16 protein-coding genes are annotated in these 15365 nt (G+C 69.5%); 15 read left to right on the top strand and 1 reads right to left on the bottom strand.

What is annotated here, in order from left to right; translation table 11 throughout:
* Positions 1 to 75: 75 nt before the first annotated feature.
* On the bottom strand, positions 76 to 609 hold the full coding sequence (locus FHX50_RS04715; RefSeq protein ID WP_183374890.1) for an inorganic diphosphatase: 534 nt from the start codon (positions 607 to 609) through the stop codon (positions 76 to 78).
* A gap of 124 nt (positions 610 to 733) precedes the next feature.
* Here FHX50_RS04715 and dacB point away from each other — a divergent pair, with 124 nt between their 5' ends.
* The 15 genes from dacB (at position 734) to FHX50_RS04640 (ending at position 15327) form a co-directional block, all read left to right on the top strand.
* Positions 734 to 2281: a D-alanyl-D-alanine carboxypeptidase/D-alanyl-D-alanine endopeptidase gene (dacB, locus tag FHX50_RS04710; protein ID WP_183374888.1), complete on the top strand. Its 1548-nt coding sequence runs from the start codon at positions 734 to 736 to the stop codon at positions 2279 to 2281.
* A complete protein-coding gene (gene tilS / locus FHX50_RS04705; protein WP_183374886.1) occupies positions 2281 to 3408 on the top strand; it encodes a tRNA lysidine(34) synthetase TilS in 1128 nt (375 codons plus the stop codon). The genes dacB and tilS overlap by 1 nt, the downstream gene beginning before the upstream one ends.
* Positions 3405 to 3959 (top strand): hypoxanthine phosphoribosyltransferase, encoded by a 555-nt coding sequence (hpt, locus tag FHX50_RS04700; protein ID WP_183374879.1) that lies wholly within the window; start codon positions 3405 to 3407, stop codon positions 3957 to 3959. The genes tilS and hpt overlap by 4 nt, the downstream gene beginning before the upstream one ends.
* A 78-nt stretch (positions 3960 to 4037) precedes the next feature.
* Positions 4038 to 6062 (top strand): ATP-dependent zinc metalloprotease FtsH, encoded by a 2025-nt coding sequence (gene ftsH / locus FHX50_RS04695; protein ID WP_183374877.1) that lies wholly within the window; start codon positions 4038 to 4040, stop codon positions 6060 to 6062.
* Positions 6063 to 6064: 2 nt separating this feature from the next.
* Positions 6065 to 6676, top strand: coding sequence for a GTP cyclohydrolase I FolE (folE, locus tag FHX50_RS04690; protein ID WP_239374238.1), 612 nt, complete (start codon positions 6065 to 6067; stop codon positions 6674 to 6676).
* A complete protein-coding gene (folP, locus tag FHX50_RS04685; protein ID WP_221187100.1) occupies positions 6676 to 7644 on the top strand; it encodes a dihydropteroate synthase in 969 nt (322 codons plus the stop codon). Before folE ends, folP begins: the two co-directional genes overlap by 1 nt.
* Positions 7637 to 8629, top strand: coding sequence for a 2-amino-4-hydroxy-6-hydroxymethyldihydropteridine diphosphokinase (folK, locus tag FHX50_RS04680; RefSeq protein WP_183374873.1), 993 nt, complete (start codon positions 7637 to 7639; stop codon positions 8627 to 8629). Before folP ends, folK begins: the two co-directional genes overlap by 8 nt.
* A gap of 4 nt (positions 8630 to 8633) precedes the next feature.
* On the top strand, positions 8634 to 9161 hold the full coding sequence (locus FHX50_RS04675) for a DUF3180 domain-containing protein (protein ID WP_183374871.1): 528 nt from the start codon (positions 8634 to 8636) through the stop codon (positions 9159 to 9161).
* A 71-nt stretch (positions 9162 to 9232) separates the two neighbouring features.
* Positions 9233 to 9733, top strand: a complete 501-nt coding sequence (locus tag FHX50_RS04670; protein WP_183374869.1) for a PH domain-containing protein — start codon at positions 9233 to 9235, stop codon at positions 9731 to 9733.
* Entirely contained in the window at positions 9733 to 11340 is a 1608-nt protein-coding gene (locus tag FHX50_RS04665; RefSeq protein ID WP_183374867.1) for a PH domain-containing protein, read from the top strand. Before FHX50_RS04670 ends, FHX50_RS04665 begins: the two co-directional genes overlap by 1 nt.
* A 17-nt stretch (positions 11341 to 11357) precedes the next feature.
* Complete coding sequence (locus FHX50_RS04660) at positions 11358 to 12245, top strand: Rossmann-like and DUF2520 domain-containing protein (protein ID WP_183375381.1); 888 nt, start codon at positions 11358 to 11360, stop codon at positions 12243 to 12245.
* Positions 12242 to 13078, top strand: a complete 837-nt coding sequence (gene panC / locus FHX50_RS04655; RefSeq protein WP_343064041.1) for a pantoate--beta-alanine ligase — start codon at positions 12242 to 12244, stop codon at positions 13076 to 13078. The genes FHX50_RS04660 and panC overlap by 4 nt, the downstream gene beginning before the upstream one ends.
* Before the next feature lie 96 nt (positions 13079 to 13174).
* On the top strand, positions 13175 to 14680 hold the full coding sequence (gene lysS / locus FHX50_RS04650; protein ID WP_183374865.1) for a lysine--tRNA ligase: 1506 nt from the start codon (positions 13175 to 13177) through the stop codon (positions 14678 to 14680).
* A gap of 2 nt (positions 14681 to 14682) precedes the next feature.
* The gene (locus tag FHX50_RS04645) at positions 14683 to 14880 is read left to right on the top strand and encodes a hypothetical protein (RefSeq protein WP_183374864.1); all 198 of its coding nucleotides are present in this window, start codon (positions 14683 to 14685) and stop codon (positions 14878 to 14880) included.
* 120 nt (positions 14881 to 15000) lie between these two features.
* Positions 15001 to 15327, top strand: a complete 327-nt coding sequence (locus tag FHX50_RS04640) for an Lsr2 dimerization domain-containing protein (RefSeq protein WP_183374862.1) — start codon at positions 15001 to 15003, stop codon at positions 15325 to 15327.
* Positions 15328 to 15365 lie beyond the last annotated feature (38 nt).

The following is a 15365-nucleotide window of genomic DNA, read 5'->3' as shown; positions in this document are numbered from 1 at the left end:
CCAGAGCCGAGCGGGCCCCCGACTGCACAGTGCAATCGGGGGCCCGCCTCGTGGACCAGGTGATCCGGACAGAGATCAGTCCTTCTCGAAGAACTCCTTCGGGGTGTACTCGTTGTAGTGCTCAGGGCCCGCTTCCACGGCGCGCTTGAAGGAGGCGCGGATCTCCGCCTCGGCTGCGGAGCGGCCCTCCCAGTGGGCGCCCTCCACGCTCTTGCCCGGCTCGAGGTCCTTGTAGACCTCGAAGAAGTGCTGGATCTCCAGGCGGTGGAACTCGGAGACGTCGGTCAGCTCCTGACGGCGCACCTGGCGCTTGTCCTCCACCGGGACGGCGAGGATCTTGTCGTCACCGCCGGCCTCATCGCGCATGCGGAACATGCCGATCGCACGGCAGCGGATCAGGCAGCCGGGGAACGTGGGCTCCTCCAGCAGAACGAGAACATCCAGGGGATCGCCGTCCTCACCGAGGGTGCCTTCGATGAACCCGTAGTCGTCCGGGTAGCGGGTGGCGGTGAAGAGCATGCGGTCCAGGCGGATGCGCCCGGTGTGGTGCTCCACCTCATACTTGTTGCGATTCCCCTTGGGGATCTCGATCGTTGCGTCGAATTCCACGTCTGACTCCATTGGCTCAACGGAAAAGGTCTCAGGCGCGCGACCTAGGGCCGGCGCATCAATTGGGTCCACCCTACCCCCGTGATCCCCAGCCGGCCTGCAGCATCGCCGATCCGCTACTGTGATGCCCGACGGGTTCGCGTTCGATGGGAGGCAGCGGATGAAGCGGAGTGTGCGCGCAGCAGCTCTGGGTCTGTGCCTTGCCGTCCCCGTCGGGTTCTATGCACTGGCCGACGCCGTGGACGCTCTGCCGGGCGTCATCACGATCGACCGCGCCGCCGGCCACCCTCCGGTCAACCCACCCGCCGCCGCGGAGACGATGACGCCGCCCGCCCCAAAGGCGCTCGCCCCCGTCGACCCCAGCTCGGGCGCTCCCGCAGGTCAGTCGAGCGCCGACCCCGATGCCGACCCCAGCGCCGATGCGTCCGGGGACGCTGTCCAGCCGACGGTGTCCGGCGACCAGATCACTGCCGCGATGATGCGCGCCGCCGAGATCCCCGTGGTCAACAACCACCTCGCCTTCAGCGTGGTCGACGCCCGCACGGGGGAGACCATCGCGGAGCACGACGGCGACACCGCACGCGTCCCAGCGTCCACCATGAAGCTGCTCACGTCCGTCGCGGCGGCGCGCCACATCGACCTGGATTCCCGGCTGACGACCTCCACCCATCTGAAGGGCGGGGACCTGTTCCTCCGCGGCGGCGGCGACATGATGCTGACCACCGAGTCCGCGGCGTCGAAACCGGTGGTGAAGGAGGACCTCTCCCGCGCCTCCATCACGGACCTCGCCCGCGCCACCGCCGACGACCTGAAGAAGCAGGGCGTCACATCCGTAGCCCTGCACCTCGACGACACCGCGTTCGCCGACGATCCCGTCAACCCCGCCTGGGGCAGCAATGGGCCCTCCGGTGGGTGGGTCGCCCCCATCACCGCGATCGCGGTCGACGGCGGCCGCCTGGACGGCGAACCGTACGGACCGAAGTCCACCAACCCCTCGGAGGACGCCCTCACGGCGTTCCGCGCCGAACTGGAGAAGAACGGCATCACCGTCACCGGGGAGCCGAACCGCGCCGCAGTGCCGAAGGACGCCGCTGAGATCGCCCAGGTGCAGTCCGCGCCCGTCCGCGACCTCATCCACCACACCCTCATCCACTCGGACAACACCACCGCGGAGGTCCTCGGCCGCCTCGTCGCCGCCGAGCAGGGCAAGCCGGCCACAGTCGCCGGCGCCCGCGACGCCGTCCAGGAGGACATCACTCTGCTGGCCCGTGACGAGGGCCTGCATGCCGACGGGCTCCGCATCGCCGACAACTCCGGCCTCTCCGCCGACAACCGCATCCCGCCGCGTCTGCTGGCCGAACTCAACGCCTGGTCCACCGGCGAAGCGCCCGACCCGGTGCGCGAGGTGTTCACCCTCGTCCCCATCAGCGGGCTCGAGGGCACCCTCGCCGACCGCTTCGAAGCCTCCTCCGTCACCGACGCGCGCGGCATCGTCCGCGGTAAGACCGGGTACCTCGCCGGCACCTCCTCCCTCACCGGGGTCACCACCCTCGCCGACGGCCGCGTGGTCGGCTTCTCCATCGTCGTGTACGGCTTCGACGGAGCGGACGCGGACGCCGCCCGCGCAGCCGTGGACACCACCGCCGCGCTGATGATCCGCGAGCAGTCCTGATGACGGGACCGCCGCCGCAGATCGCGCGCGCCCGCACAGCGGTCCGCGCCGCGCTCCTGCAGCGCCTCACCGACCTCGCCGACCGCACCGACCACGCGCTCCACGGCGACCAGGCGGATGCCTCCGCCCGCATCATCGTCGGCCTCAGCGGCGGCGCGGACTCCACCGCTCTGCTCGCCACCACCGTCTGGTGCGCCCGGAAGCTGGGCCTGAGCACTCACGCCGTCATCATCGACCACGGCCTCGCCGACGACTCCGCCTCGGTGGCGGAGCGCGCCCGCACCACCGCCGAACGAGTCGGCGCCGACCAGGTGACCGTCCGACGGGTGCAGGTCGACCGGGATGCGCCCGGGGGAGTGGAGCAGCGCGCCCGCACCGCCCGCCTCGACGCCCTCGATGAGATCGCCGACGCCAGCGGGGCCCTCGCCGTCCTGCTCGGCCACACCCTCGACGACCAGGCCGAACAGGTGCTGCTCGGGCTCGCCCGCGGCTCCGGCGCCCGCTCGCTGGCCGGCATTCCCCGTGAGCGCGGCCGCATCCTCCGCCCCTTCCTCGGCACCGGCCGCGATGAGACCACCGGGCTGTGGCGCAAGGACACCCGCGCCATCTGCGACCAGCTCGACCTCGACATCTGGGACGACCCCATGAACGAGGACCAGGACCTGCTGCGCGTCGCCGTGCGCACCGCCGCGCTGCCGCAGCTGCAGGAGGTGCTGGGCGAGCACGTCACCTCCGCGCTCGTGCGCACAGCGGACCTCCTGCGCGATGACGCCGACGTCCTCGACGACCTCGCCGCCGAGGAGTTCACCGCTGCTCGCCGGCATCCGTCGGCCGAGGACCCCGACGGCACCGTGCTCGCCCTCAGCGCCACCGCGCTCGCGCCGCTGGCGCGGGCCCTGCGCACCCGGGTGCTGAAGCTCGCCGCTGCGGAGGCCGCCCGCCTCGGCGGGCACCCGTCGGACAAGTCGATCCTGCGCCGGCAGGTGCTCGCCGCCGACTCCCTGCTGTCCGCATACCGCGGTCAGGGCCCGATCCCGCTACCCGGTAGGATCGATGTGCATCGGTCCAACGGGGCCATCCTGTTCGTGACCACCCACCCAGCAGCGACCCAGCGGAGGCCTTCGTGACCAGCCAGGACCACCATCCGGATGTGCAGAGCATCCTGCTGACCGAACAGCAGATCGCCGACCGCGTGGCCGAGCTCGGCCGCGAGATCGCGGAGGCGTACCAGGATGAGCCGCCCCTGCTCGTCGGCGTGCTCAAGGGCGCCGTCATGATCGTCGCCGACCTCGCCCGCCGCATCGACCTGCCGATCGACATGGACTGGATGGCCGTGTCCTCCTACGGCAGCGGCACCAAGTCCTCCGGCGTGGTCCGCATCATCAAGGACCTCAACGCGGACATCACCGGTCGGCGCGTCCTCATCGTCGAGGACATCATCGACTCCGGGCTCACCCTCTCCTGGCTGATCGCCAACCTCCGCTCTCGCGGCCCCAAGAGCGTGGAGATCTGCACCCTGCTGCGCAAGCCCGACGCCGTCAAGGTCGACATCGACGTCCGCTTCTGCGGCTTCGACATCCCCAACGAGTTCGTTGTGGGCTATGGCCTGGATCACGCAGAACAGTACCGGAACCTGCCGTACATCGGGGTTCTCAAGCCCTCGGCGTACACGGACTGATCCCACTCGCCAGAGCCCAGCACGGGCGGCTACCGTAGCCCCATCATCATCCACGAATCGGAATAGCGCATTTCATCTATGGCAAAGAAAAAGAAGGCCCGCGTCCCATCCGCGGCGGTTGCGATCATCGCCCTCGCGGTGCTCGCCTTCCTCCTGTTCAGCCTTTTCGGCTCCGGCGGGTACCAGAAGATCGACACCCAGCAGGGCCTGGAGCTGCTGAACTCCAAGAAGGTCGAGCAGGCCGAGATCATCGACGGCAACCAGCAGCAGGTGAACCTCGTCCTCACCGAGGAGTTCGAGGACAAGGGCACCAAGGTCCAGTTCCCGTACGTCACCGCCCGCGGTGACGCCGTCGTCAAGGCCGTGGAGGACGCCGCCCCGAAGAAGGGCTACACCGACGAGATCGCGCGGTCGTCCTGGCTGTCCACCCTCGCCTTCTCCGTCCTGCCGCTGCTGCTGTTCCTCGGCCTGTTCTGGTTCCTCATCATGAACGCCCAGGGCGGCGGCCGCGCCATGCAGTTCGGCAAGTCCAAGGCGAAGCTGTTCAACAAGGAGGCCCCGAAGGTCACCTTCGCGGACGTCGCCGGTGCCCAGGAGGCGGTCGAGGAGCTCGACGAGATCAAGCAGTTCCTCGTCTCCCCGGAGCGCTACCAGGCCGTCGGGGCGAAGATCCCCAAGGGCGTGCTGCTGTACGGCCCGCCGGGAACGGGTAAGACTCTCATCGCCAAGGCCGTCGCCGGTGAGGCGGGCGTGCCGTTCTACTCCATCTCCGGTTCGGACTTCGTGGAGATGTTCGTCGGAGTCGGCGCCTCGCGCGTGCGCGACCTGTTCTCCACCGCGAAGGAGAACGCCCCCGCCATCATCTTCATCGATGAGATCGACGCCGTCGGTCGCCACCGCGGCGCCGGCATGGGCGGCGGTCACGACGAGCGCGAGCAGACCCTGAACCAGATGCTCGTGGAGATGGACGGCTTCGAGGAGAACCAGAACGTCATCCTCATCGCTGCCACCAACCGCGTGGACATCCTCGACCCGGCGCTGCTGCGCCCCGGCCGCTTCGACCGCCAGATCGCAGTGGAGGCGCCCGACCTTAAGGGCCGCCTGAAGATCCTCCAGGTCCACGCCAAGGGCAAGCCCTTCGCCGATGACATCGACTTCGAGAACATCGCCCGCCGCTCCATCGGCATGTCCGGCGCTGACCTCGCGAACGTCCTCAACGAGGCGGCGCTGCTGACCGCCCGCAGCGGCAACCAGATCATCGACAACCGCGCCCTGGACGAGGCGATCGACCGCGTCTCCATGGGTCCGCAGCGGTACTCGAAGGTCATGACGGAGCGCGAGCGCCAGATGACCGCCTACCATGAGGGCGGCCACGCGCTCGTGGCGGCGGCGCTGAACAACTCCGCCCCCGTCACGAAGGTGACGATCCTGCCGCGCGGCCGCGCCGGCGGCTACACGATGGTGGTCCCCACCCAGGACCGCAACTACCAGTCCCGCAATGAGCTGCTGGACCGCCTCGCCTACGCGATGGGCGGGTACGCCGTGGAGGAGGGCATCTTCCACGACGTCACCACCGGCCCCAGCTCGGACCTGCAGAACGCCACGAAGATCGCCCGCACCATGGTCACCCAGCTCGGTATGAGCGATGTGGTGGGCCAGGTGGCGCTCGCCAGCGACCAGGACGAAGTGTTCGTCGGCATGCAGCAGGGCCAGGGCCCGCGCTACTCCCCGGAGACCGCGGAGCTGATCGACAACGAGATCCGCCGCCTGCTCGACAACGCCCTCGATGAGGCCTGGCAGATCATCCGCGAGAACCGCGATGTCCTCGACCGCCTCGTGGAGGAGCTGCTGGAGAAGGAGACCCTGGACGAGCACCAGCTCGCGGACATCTTCGCGAACGTGAAGAAGCGCGCGCCGCGCGAGGTCTGGCAGTCCTCCTCCACCCGGCCCGTGTTCCACGAGCCCCTCGTGGGCGGCGCACCCGGGCAGATCAGCGGCGAGCCCGACGGCACCGAGAACAAGGGCGCCGGCGAACCGCTGAGCCCCACCCCACCCGAGCTGCCGCAGCCCGGCGGCGACGAGCCCCCGATCCCAGGAGCGTGAGCGTGACCACCGAGCCGAGCACCCCGAACCCCGGTGAGTCGCCGGTCGACCTCGACCGCATCGAAGCAGCGGTGAAGGAGATCCTCGCCGCCGTCGGTGAGGACCCCCAGCGCGACGGACTCCTGGACACCCCGGGTCGGGTCGCCCGCATGTACGCCGAAGTGTTCCGCGGCCTCCACGAGGACCCGAAGGAGCACCTGGCGCGACAGTTCGATGTTGAGCACAACGAGATGGTCATCATCCGCGACATCGCGTTCTATTCGATGTGCGAACACCACCTGCTGCCGTTCCACGGCACCGCGAACGTTGGGTACATCCCCGGCCCCAGCGGGAAGGTGGTGGGCCTGTCGAAGCTCGCCCGCGTGGTCGAGGGCTACGCGGCGCGCCCGCAGGTGCAGGAGCGCCTTACGAGCCAGATCGCGGACGCCATCATGTCGGAGATCAGCGCCCTCGGGGCGATCGTGGTGATGGAGGCCGAGCACATGTGCATGTCGATGCGCGGCGTCCGCTCGCCCCGTTCGGCCACCGTCACCAGCGCCGTGCGCGGCCAGCTGAAGAAAGAGGCCACCCGCGCAGAGGCGATGTCGCTGATCACCAGCCAGGTCAGCCGCTGATGCCGGGCTTCCTCGATGCCGCATCGGCGCCCGCCTGGACGTCCCCGCAGGGACTGCCGGAGGCGATGATGCACGCCGGGCGCACCCTCACCATGGGCGTGCTCAACGTGACGCCGGATTCGTTCTCCGACGGCGGAGCCCACAACGAGCGCGGTGACGCGGTCGCCCACGCTGAGAAGCTCATCGCCGACGGCGCCGACATCATCGACATCGGCGGCGAATCCACCCGCCCCGGCGGTGAGCGCGTCACCGAGGACGAAGAGCTGCGCCGCGTGATTCCCGTGGTCCGCGATCTCGCTGAGCGCGGCATCGTGATCAGCGTGGACACCATGCGCGCATCCGTCGCTCAGGAGTCCGTGAAGGCCGGCGCCCTCATCGTCAACGACGTCTCCGCTGGTCTCGCCGATGAGCAGATGGCACCGGTGGTGGCCGCAGCGCGCACCTCTCTCAGCGCCCCGCCGGTGTTCATCGGCATGCACTGGCGCGGCCACAGCGACGTCATGAACGCCATGACCGACTACGAGGACGTCGCTCGCGATGTCGCCCGCGAACTCTCCGAGCAGATCGACCGCGTCCGCGACGCCGGTGTGGAGGAGGGCTCCCTCGTCCTCGACCCCGGATTCGGGTTCTCGAAGAAGGGGCGGCAGAACTGGGACCTGCTGCGCGAGCTCGCCGTTCTGGAGCAGCTGGGCCTGCCGCTGCTGGTCGGGGTGTCCCGCAAGCGCTTCGTCACCGCCCTCGGCGGCGACCGCGACGCCGCCACCGCGGCGATCTCCACCCTGTGCGCCGCCCGCGGCACCTGGGCGGTGCGTGTGCACGATGTCGCAGCCACCGCCGCCGGCATCCGCGTGGTCAGCGCCCTGCAGGGCCGCGTGGGGGAGGCCGACGGGTTCAATGCGCACCTGGCCGACGGCGAGTACCCGTCGGCCCACCGTGCCGCCGAGGTCGCCGGAGGCGCCGATGCCTGAGCTGAACAGTGAACAGATCCTCTCCCACGGGGTGCCGGCCTGGCGGCCGGAGGCCCTGGACGTCATCGGCATGGACGGCTTCACCGTTCACGGCCCGCACGGCGTCCTGGAGCAGGAGAAGATCGACGGCCACGACTTCCGCGTCGACTGCCGACTGTCGGTGGACACCCGCTCCGCCGGTCGTGATGACGCGCTGGACCGCACCGTGTCCTACGCGGACGTCGCCGCGATCATCCAGGACGTCATCGACTCCCCGAGCGTGGACCTCATCGAAACACTGGCGGCGCGCATCGCCGAGCGGATCCATGCAGAGCACCCGATGGTGCGCTCCTGCATGGTGCGGATCAGCAAACCGACCGCGCCGATCGACATGCGCTTCGACACCGTGTTCGTGCAGATCCAGCGGGACGCCCCACCGGTGCGGGCGATCCTCGCCGTCGGCTCCAACATGGGGGACCGCGCGGCCTACCTGCAGCTGGCGCTGCAGGAGCTGGAACGGGCCCACGGCATCGACCTGGTGGCCGCGTCCGCCACAATCGAGACGGACCCCGTCGGCGGGGTGGAGCAGGACAGCTTCCTCAACGCCGCCATCGCCGTGGACACCACCCTCAGCCCATGGCAGCTGCTCGACCTCGCCCAGCACATCGAACAGGTCGCGCAGCGCCGGCGCATCGTCCGCTGGGGACCGCGCACCCTGGACGTCGACGTCATCACCTGGGGTGAGCTCCAGCTGAACGACCCGGCACTGACCCTCCCGCACCCCCGCGCCCACGAGCGAGCATTCGTGCTGCATCCCCTCGCTGACCTCGAGGAGCGCCTCGGCACACCCATCACCCTGCCGGGCCGCAGCCGCGGAGTGCCGGATCTGCTCGCCGATGCCCAGGACCGGGACGGCATCCGTCCCGGGATCGAGGTGGTCGGGTACCCGTCGGCCCCCGCCGGTGGGCCCGCGCACAGCGCCCCAGCGCCGACCGAGGACGGCTGAGCGCGTGCGAGCCACCCCGGTCACCACGGCGATCTGGTTGCTGCTGATCGCCGCCGCTCTCGGGCTCGGCCTCGGCCACCTGCTGGGCTCCGCCGGGCAGCCGCTGCCGCTGCCGGGCTGGATGTCCGGTCTCACCATGCTCGCCCTCGCCGGTGTCCTCCTCACCTTCGCGCTGCGGGTGCGGCGCTACATGGTGGAATGCGAGGAGCGCCGACGCGAGCACACCGCAGCGCCGCGCCGCCACGAACTCGACATGGTGACCGCGTTCCGCACTCTGCTGTTCGCCCGCGCCGCCATCATCACCGGGTCCCTCGTCGCCGGATTCTTCGGAGGAGAACTGGTGTTCCTGCTGATCAACGGAACGGGCACCCTCACCGGGGCGCTGCTGCCCACTGGGTTCGCCGCTCTCAGCGCCGCCGTCCTCGCGATCGTCGGATTCATCGCTGAACGGTGGGGCAAGCTGCCGCCGGAGGAGGGCGATGCCGAGACAGAGGGGCCCTCACCCACCGTCTCGGACGCCCCACCGGCCTGAGCGACGCACGTCGGCACTCTCTTCGACCATCGGAGGAGGGGAGCCCCCGTCAGCGGTGACATGATGGCCGCATGACCCGCTCCGCGATCCCCCTCCCGGGCGAGGACCACACCCTCACGCCCGTGTCCCCGAAGCTCCTCGCCGCCCGCCGCGTCTCCGGCCTCATCCGGTGGCTGATCTTCCTCGGGCTCGCCGCAGGCTGGAACGTCCTGTGCGCCTGGCTCGAGTGGCCCTGGTGGACCCACCTGTTCGCGCTTCCGCTCTACCTGCTGGTGGCGCAGTCCGTTCTGCTGCTCGGTCGACGCACCCGCGCCATCGCCTACGCGGTCCGCGAGCACGACGTTCTGCTGCGCACCGGCATCATGTTCCGCAGCATCGAGGCGGTGCCGTTCGGACGCGTGCAGGACATCGAGATCGACGAGGGACCCATCGAGCGCCGCTACGGCCTGTCCACCATCACGGTGAAGACCGCCGGAAGCGACATCACCATCCCCGGCCTGGAGAAGGCGCAGTCCGAGCATCTGCGCGCGGTGATCCTGCGCGAAGCCGCCGAGCAGATGGCGGCGCTGTGATGGCCGAGGAGACCGCCCCGGACACTCCGGAGCAGCTCGCCGAGCAGCGCCAGGACCCGCCGGACACCGAGTTCCAGCGCCTGCACCCGCTCACCCCGCTGCTGACGGGCTGGCAGGTGGTGGCCGGCGCCATCGCGATCCTCACCGCACAGAACATCAGCGAGCTGATCGACGAGTTCACCCTCACCCGCCTGCTGATCGCCCTCGGCATCCTCGCGGGCGTCGTTCTGCTGTTCGTCGCCGGGTCGTTCATCAGGTGGCGCCTCACCGCCTACGCTGTGGTGCCCGACGGGGTCTTCCTGCGGTCCCGGTTCATCACCACCACGCGCCGCACCGCGCCCCGCGGACGCATCGACTCCGTCTCCATCCACCGGCCGCTGGTTCCGCGCCTGCTGGGTCTGGCGAAGGTGCGGGTGGAGCTCGTCGGCGGCGGCGATTCCCACCTGGACCTCACCTACCTCTCCTCCGCCCGCGCGGAGGAGGTGCGCCGACGGATCCTGCAGATCGCGGCTTCGTCCTCCGACGACGCCGATGCCGAGTCGGTGCCGGAGCTGCCGGGCACCGATCCCGAGGAACAGGAGCAGGCCAGCACCGCGGACCGGATCCGCGGCACCCTGCTCGACGGCGTCACCACCGGCACCCTGCTCGCGCAGATCCCCACCCAGCGGCTCCTGCACGCACTGATGCGCGACCCGTTCATGTGGTTCGTGCCGATTCTCACCGTGCTGGTCGCCATCGGCCCCATCACGGCGATGGTCCTCGACGGATTCAGCATGCGCGCGCTGATCCCGGTTCTCACCGCGGTCATCGCCGGACCGAAGCTGATCCTCGACCGCATCGAAAAGGGCTGGGGCTTCACCTCCCGCTCCACCGACGCCGGCCTGCGCGCCCGGCGCGGCCTGTTCACCACCCGCTCCGACAACCTCTCCGCTGACCGGATCCAGACCGCCACCCTGCGCCAGCCCCTCCTGTGGCGGGACCCCGCCTGGGTGCAGATGGATGTGGCCACCGCCGGAGCGGAGGACGACGACGAGAACGGCGCGATCCTTCCCGTCGGCACCGGCGATGAACTGGTGCGCAGCATCGACCACATGCTGGCACCCGTCGGCCTCCCCATTCCCCCTGAAGCATGGGGCGCAGGCGGCCCCGGCCCGGAGGATGTCGCTGCGGATGCTGCTGCCGAGACCTCCGCCGAGGACGACGTCGCCATGCTCACCCGCATGCTGCGCGTCCCAGCCGCCGAGCTGCCCGGCATCCGCCCCGACCATTGGCTGTTCCCGCTCGGACGCCGGTTCACCAGCGTCATGCTGACGCCCCATGCTGTGCTGGTGCGCAGCGGAACCCTCGTCAAGCGGATCCGCATCATCCCCCGGGACCGGATCCAGACGGTCGAAGCCCTCGAGGGCCCCATCGACCGCCGCATCGGGCTCCTGCCGCTCAGGGTCACCACTGCCGACGACTCCGAGGTGCTCACCCTGCCGACCGCTGACGCCCTGCGGCTCCTGCCCGTCCTGCACAACGATGCGGCGACGAGGCGTCGTCTCGCTCACCGCGAGCAGTGGGCGCGTCCCCGCCGGTCCGGTGCGCGCGCTACCGTGGAGGCGTGAGCACACCAGGACACCGCATGGGCGTCGGCATCATCAGCGCCGGTCGGGTCGGCGCCGTCGTCGGCTCCGCGCTGCGCGCCGCCGGTCACGCCATCACCGGGGTCGCCGCCGTCAGCGACGCCTCCCGGCAGCGCGCCGACGACCTGCTGCCCGGCATCCCCATCCTCGATGCGCCCACCATCCTGGAACGAAGCGAACTGGTGGTCCTCGCGGTGCCCGACGACGCCCTCGCCGACCTCGCCGAAGGACTCGCGACCGCCGGGGTCGTTCCCGGCGGTCAGATCATCGCCCACACTTCCGGCCGCTACGGCATCGAGGTGCTGAAGCCCCTGCAGGAGAAGGGCGCGATCACGCTGGCCCTTCACCCCGCGATGACGTTCACCGGGATGTCCCTCGACCTCAAGCGCCTCATCGGCTGCCCCTGGGCCGTTACCGCCGCCCCCATGTTCCTGCCGATCGCCAAAGCGCTCGTCGTCGAGATGGAGGGCGAACCCGTGGAGATCGGTGAAGCGGACCGCGGTGCCTACCACATGGCCCTCGCCCACGGCTCCAACCACCTCGTCGTCCTGGTCAACCAGGTGCTGTCCATCCTGGACGAGCTCGGGGTGGAGGACCCCGCCCGTCTCGTCTCCCCGCTGCTGCACGCCGCACTCGATGAGACCCTCCGCACCGGCCCCGCCGCCCTCACCGGGCCCGTCATGCGCGGAGACGCCGGCACCGTCGGCGAGCACCTCGACGCCATCCGAGAGATGCGCCGCCCGGAGGTGGACCGCACTTACCGGGCCCTCGCCGCCGGCGCGCTCGCCCTCACCGACCTTGACGAGCCGAAGAAGCGCACCATCGCCCGGCTGCTCGCCGACACCGACCCCGCCACGGGAACAGACACCACGGAGGACCCCGAGTGACCCGCCTGATCACCACCATCGCCGAGATGCGCGACATCCGCGCCTCCCTCACCGGCCGGGTGGGCCTCGTGCCCACCATGGGCTCCCTGCACGACGGGCACCTCACCCTGATGCGCCGCGCCCGCGAGCAGTCCGACGTCCTCATCGTCTCCGACTTCGTCAATCCCCTGCAGTTCGGTCCGAACGAGGACTACGACCGCTACCCCCGCGACCTCGACGGCGACCTCGCGAAGGTCGACGGCCTCGCCGACTACCTCTTCGCCCCCAGCGCCGAGGAGATGTACCCCGCCGAGGAGCCGTTCCAGGTGGACGTGGGACGCATCGGCACCGTCTTCGAAGGCGCCATGCGCCCGGGGCACTTCAACGGCGTCGCCACCGTGGTGCTGAAGCTGTTCACCATCATCCGGCCCGACATCGCCGTGTTCGGGCAGAAGGACGCGCAGCAGCTCGCCGTCATCCGCCGCCTCGTCCGGGACTTCAACGTTCCCGTCGACATCATCCCCGCCCCCATCTCCCGGGAGGGCTCCGGCCTCGCCCGCTCCTCCCGCAACGCCTACCTCGACGAGGACGGACGCTGGCACGCGCTGGCTCTGTCCGGCCTGCTGAAGGATCTGAGCGGCCGACGGATGCCGGCCCCCGAGCTGTTGCACGCTCTCGAACAGGCGCGCGCCACCAGCAGCACTGACGTCCAGTGGGACTACGCCGAAGCGGTCGACCCCGCCACCTTCGAGCCGATCGACTCGTCCTTCACCGGGGACGCGGTCGTGATCGTCGCGGCGCGGGTGCAGGGCGTGCGCCTGCTCGACAACGCTGAGATCACCGTCGGCACCTGACCACTCGGTGCGCGGCGGGTGAAGGTGCGCACACTCACCGTGCCGCGTCGCTCACCCCTGCATGGGTCCGCTCGGGGAAGCTGAGACAATGACCCCATGACGACTGACCAGAACGCCCCCCAGGCAGAAGCAGAGAGCACCAACGACCAGATCAGTGTGCGCCGCGCCAAGCGGCAGCGACTCCTGGACCGCGGGGAGGAGGCGTACCCCGTCTCCGTGCCGGTCAAGGACACCATCGAGGACGTGCGGGCGACGTACGCCGACCTCGAGGACGGCGAGGAGACCGACACGGTCGTCGCCGTCGCCGGCCGAGTCGTCTTCCAGCGCAACACCGGCAAGCTGTGCTTCGCCACCATCCAGGCCGGTTCCGGCGAACGCCTGCAGGTGATGCTGTCCCTCGCGAAGGTGGGTCAGGAGCGCTTCGCCCAGTACAAGGCCGATGTGGACCTCGGCGACCACGTGTTCTTCGAAGGCCCGATCGGGAAGTCCCGTCGCGGCGAGCTGTCCGTGTTCGCCACCGAATGGACCATGGCCGCCAAGGCGATGCGGCCCCTACCGGTGCTGTTCGCCGACCTCTCCGAGGAGTCGCGGGTGCGCCGCCGCTACGTGGACCTGATCGTCCGCGAGCAGGCTCGGGCCACCGCGAAGCTGCGCGCCGATGTCATGTGGTCGCTGCGCAACAACTTCCACAACCGCGGCTACATGGAGGTGGAGACCCCCATGCTGCAGGCCGTTCCATCGGGCGCCGCCGCCCGTCCATTCGTGACGCATATGAATGCCTACGACATGGAACTGTTCCTGCGGATCGCACCCGAACTGTTCCTCAAGCGCGCAGCCGTCGGCGGAATGGAGAAGGTCTTCGAGATCAACCGCAACTTCCGCAATGAGGGCGCCGATTCCACTCACGCCCCGGAATTCTCCATGCTCGAGGCCTACCAGGCCTATGCCGACTACAACACGATGGCGGACCTGACGCAGAATCTCGTGCAGCAGGCCGCTCTGGACGCTTTCGGCTCCACCACCGTCACCCTGGCCGATGGCACCGAATACGACTTCGGTGGTGAATGGAAGCGCATCGGCATGTACGAAACGGTCAGCGAAAAGCTGGGTCGGGACATCACCCCGTCCACGACTGTCGATGAGCTGCGCGCGATCGCCCGCGAGCTCGACCTGGATCTCGACCACCCGAAGTACGGCCACGGCAAACTGGTGGAGGAGCTGTTCGAGCACCTCGCCGAGGACGACCTGTATGAGCCGACCTTCGTGATGGACTTCCCGACGGAGACCTCGCCCCTGACTCGTGCGCACCGCTCGAAGGACGGCGTGGTGGAGAAGTGGGACCTGTATGTGCGCGGCTTCGAGCTCGCCACCGCCTACTCCGAGCTGATCGACCCGGTGGTGCAGCGTGAGCGCTTCGAGCAGCAGGCCCGCCTGGCGGCTCAGGGCGACGATGAGGCGATGCGCCTGGACGAGGACTTCCTCGAGGCGATGGAGTACGCGCTGCCGCCCACCGGCGGCATGGGCATGGGCATGGACCGACTGCTGATGGCGCTCACCGGCCTGGGTGTGCGTGAGACGATCCTGTTCCCGCTGGTGAAGTGACGATGGACATCTGGTTCGAGCTCGGGGCCCTGGTGCCGTCGATCGGTGTGGGCCTGCTGTTCTGGTTCGTGCTGCGGTCGATCGTCCGCGCGGACCGCGGTCAGCGCGCCGCGGAGCGGGAAGCGGAACGCGAATGGGAGCTCCATCACGGTTCACCCGATTCGCCGTCTCAGAGCCCGGCGCCTGAAGGGCGAGAATAGACCGCATCCGAATAGATCGCCATTCATTCAGCGAATTGTTCACCTCTATTCTTGATATTCACTAGGTGAGGGAATAGCCTGGGGGCGTTAGACGATCCCCTGCGCAAAGGAATGACGACTGTGGCACGTAAGACGATTGTGGAGCTCATCGATGACATCGACGGCTCCAAGGCAGTGGACACCATCAACTTCTCGCTTCAGGGTGTGAACTACGAAATCGATCTGTCCGAGGAGAACGTGGACAAGCTCCACCGCGAATTCGGACTGTGGATCGCGTCGGCGCGTCGCGTCGGCGGGCGTGCACGCCGGTCCTCCGGTGCACCGACCACCGCGAAGGAGACCGCGAAGATCCGCGAGTGGGCCCGCGAGAACGGCTACCGCGTGTCCGACCGCGGCCGCATCGCCGCTGACATCCGCGAGGCCTACCACGAGGCCAACGGCAGCTGATCTGACGTCGGCGACGGCGGCGAGTGCCGTCGGCCCGC

This window comes from Helcobacillus massiliensis (assembly GCF_014191425.1).
GTDB lineage: Bacteria > Actinomycetota > Actinomycetes > Actinomycetales > Dermabacteraceae > Helcobacillus > Helcobacillus massiliensis.
This window is presented reverse-complemented; position numbering and strand designations above follow the sequence as displayed.

Coding starts and splice junctions, on each gene's coding strand:
- folP (WP_221187100.1), top strand. CDS start 6,676: ATGCCGGGCTTCCTCGATGCCGCATCGGCGCCCGCCTGGACGTCCCCG.
- folK (WP_183374873.1), top strand. CDS start 7,637: ATGCCTGAGCTGAACAGTGAACAGATCCTCTCCCACGGGGTGCCGGCC.
- FHX50_RS04665 (WP_183374867.1), top strand. CDS start 9,733: ATGGCCGAGGAGACCGCCCCGGACACTCCGGAGCAGCTCGCCGAGCAG.
- FHX50_RS04670 (WP_183374869.1), top strand. CDS start 9,233: ATGACCCGCTCCGCGATCCCCCTCCCGGGCGAGGACCACACCCTCACG.
- tilS (WP_183374886.1), top strand. CDS start 2,281: ATGACGGGACCGCCGCCGCAGATCGCGCGCGCCCGCACAGCGGTCCGC.
- FHX50_RS04645 (WP_183374864.1), top strand. CDS start 14,683: ATGGACATCTGGTTCGAGCTCGGGGCCCTGGTGCCGTCGATCGGTGTG.
- ftsH (WP_183374877.1), top strand. CDS start 4,038: ATGGCAAAGAAAAAGAAGGCCCGCGTCCCATCCGCGGCGGTTGCGATC.
- FHX50_RS04660 (WP_183375381.1), top strand. CDS start 11,358: ATGGGCGTCGGCATCATCAGCGCCGGTCGGGTCGGCGCCGTCGTCGGC.
- lysS (WP_183374865.1), top strand. CDS start 13,175: ATGACGACTGACCAGAACGCCCCCCAGGCAGAAGCAGAGAGCACCAAC.
- dacB (WP_183374888.1), top strand. CDS start 734: ATGCCCGACGGGTTCGCGTTCGATGGGAGGCAGCGGATGAAGCGGAGT.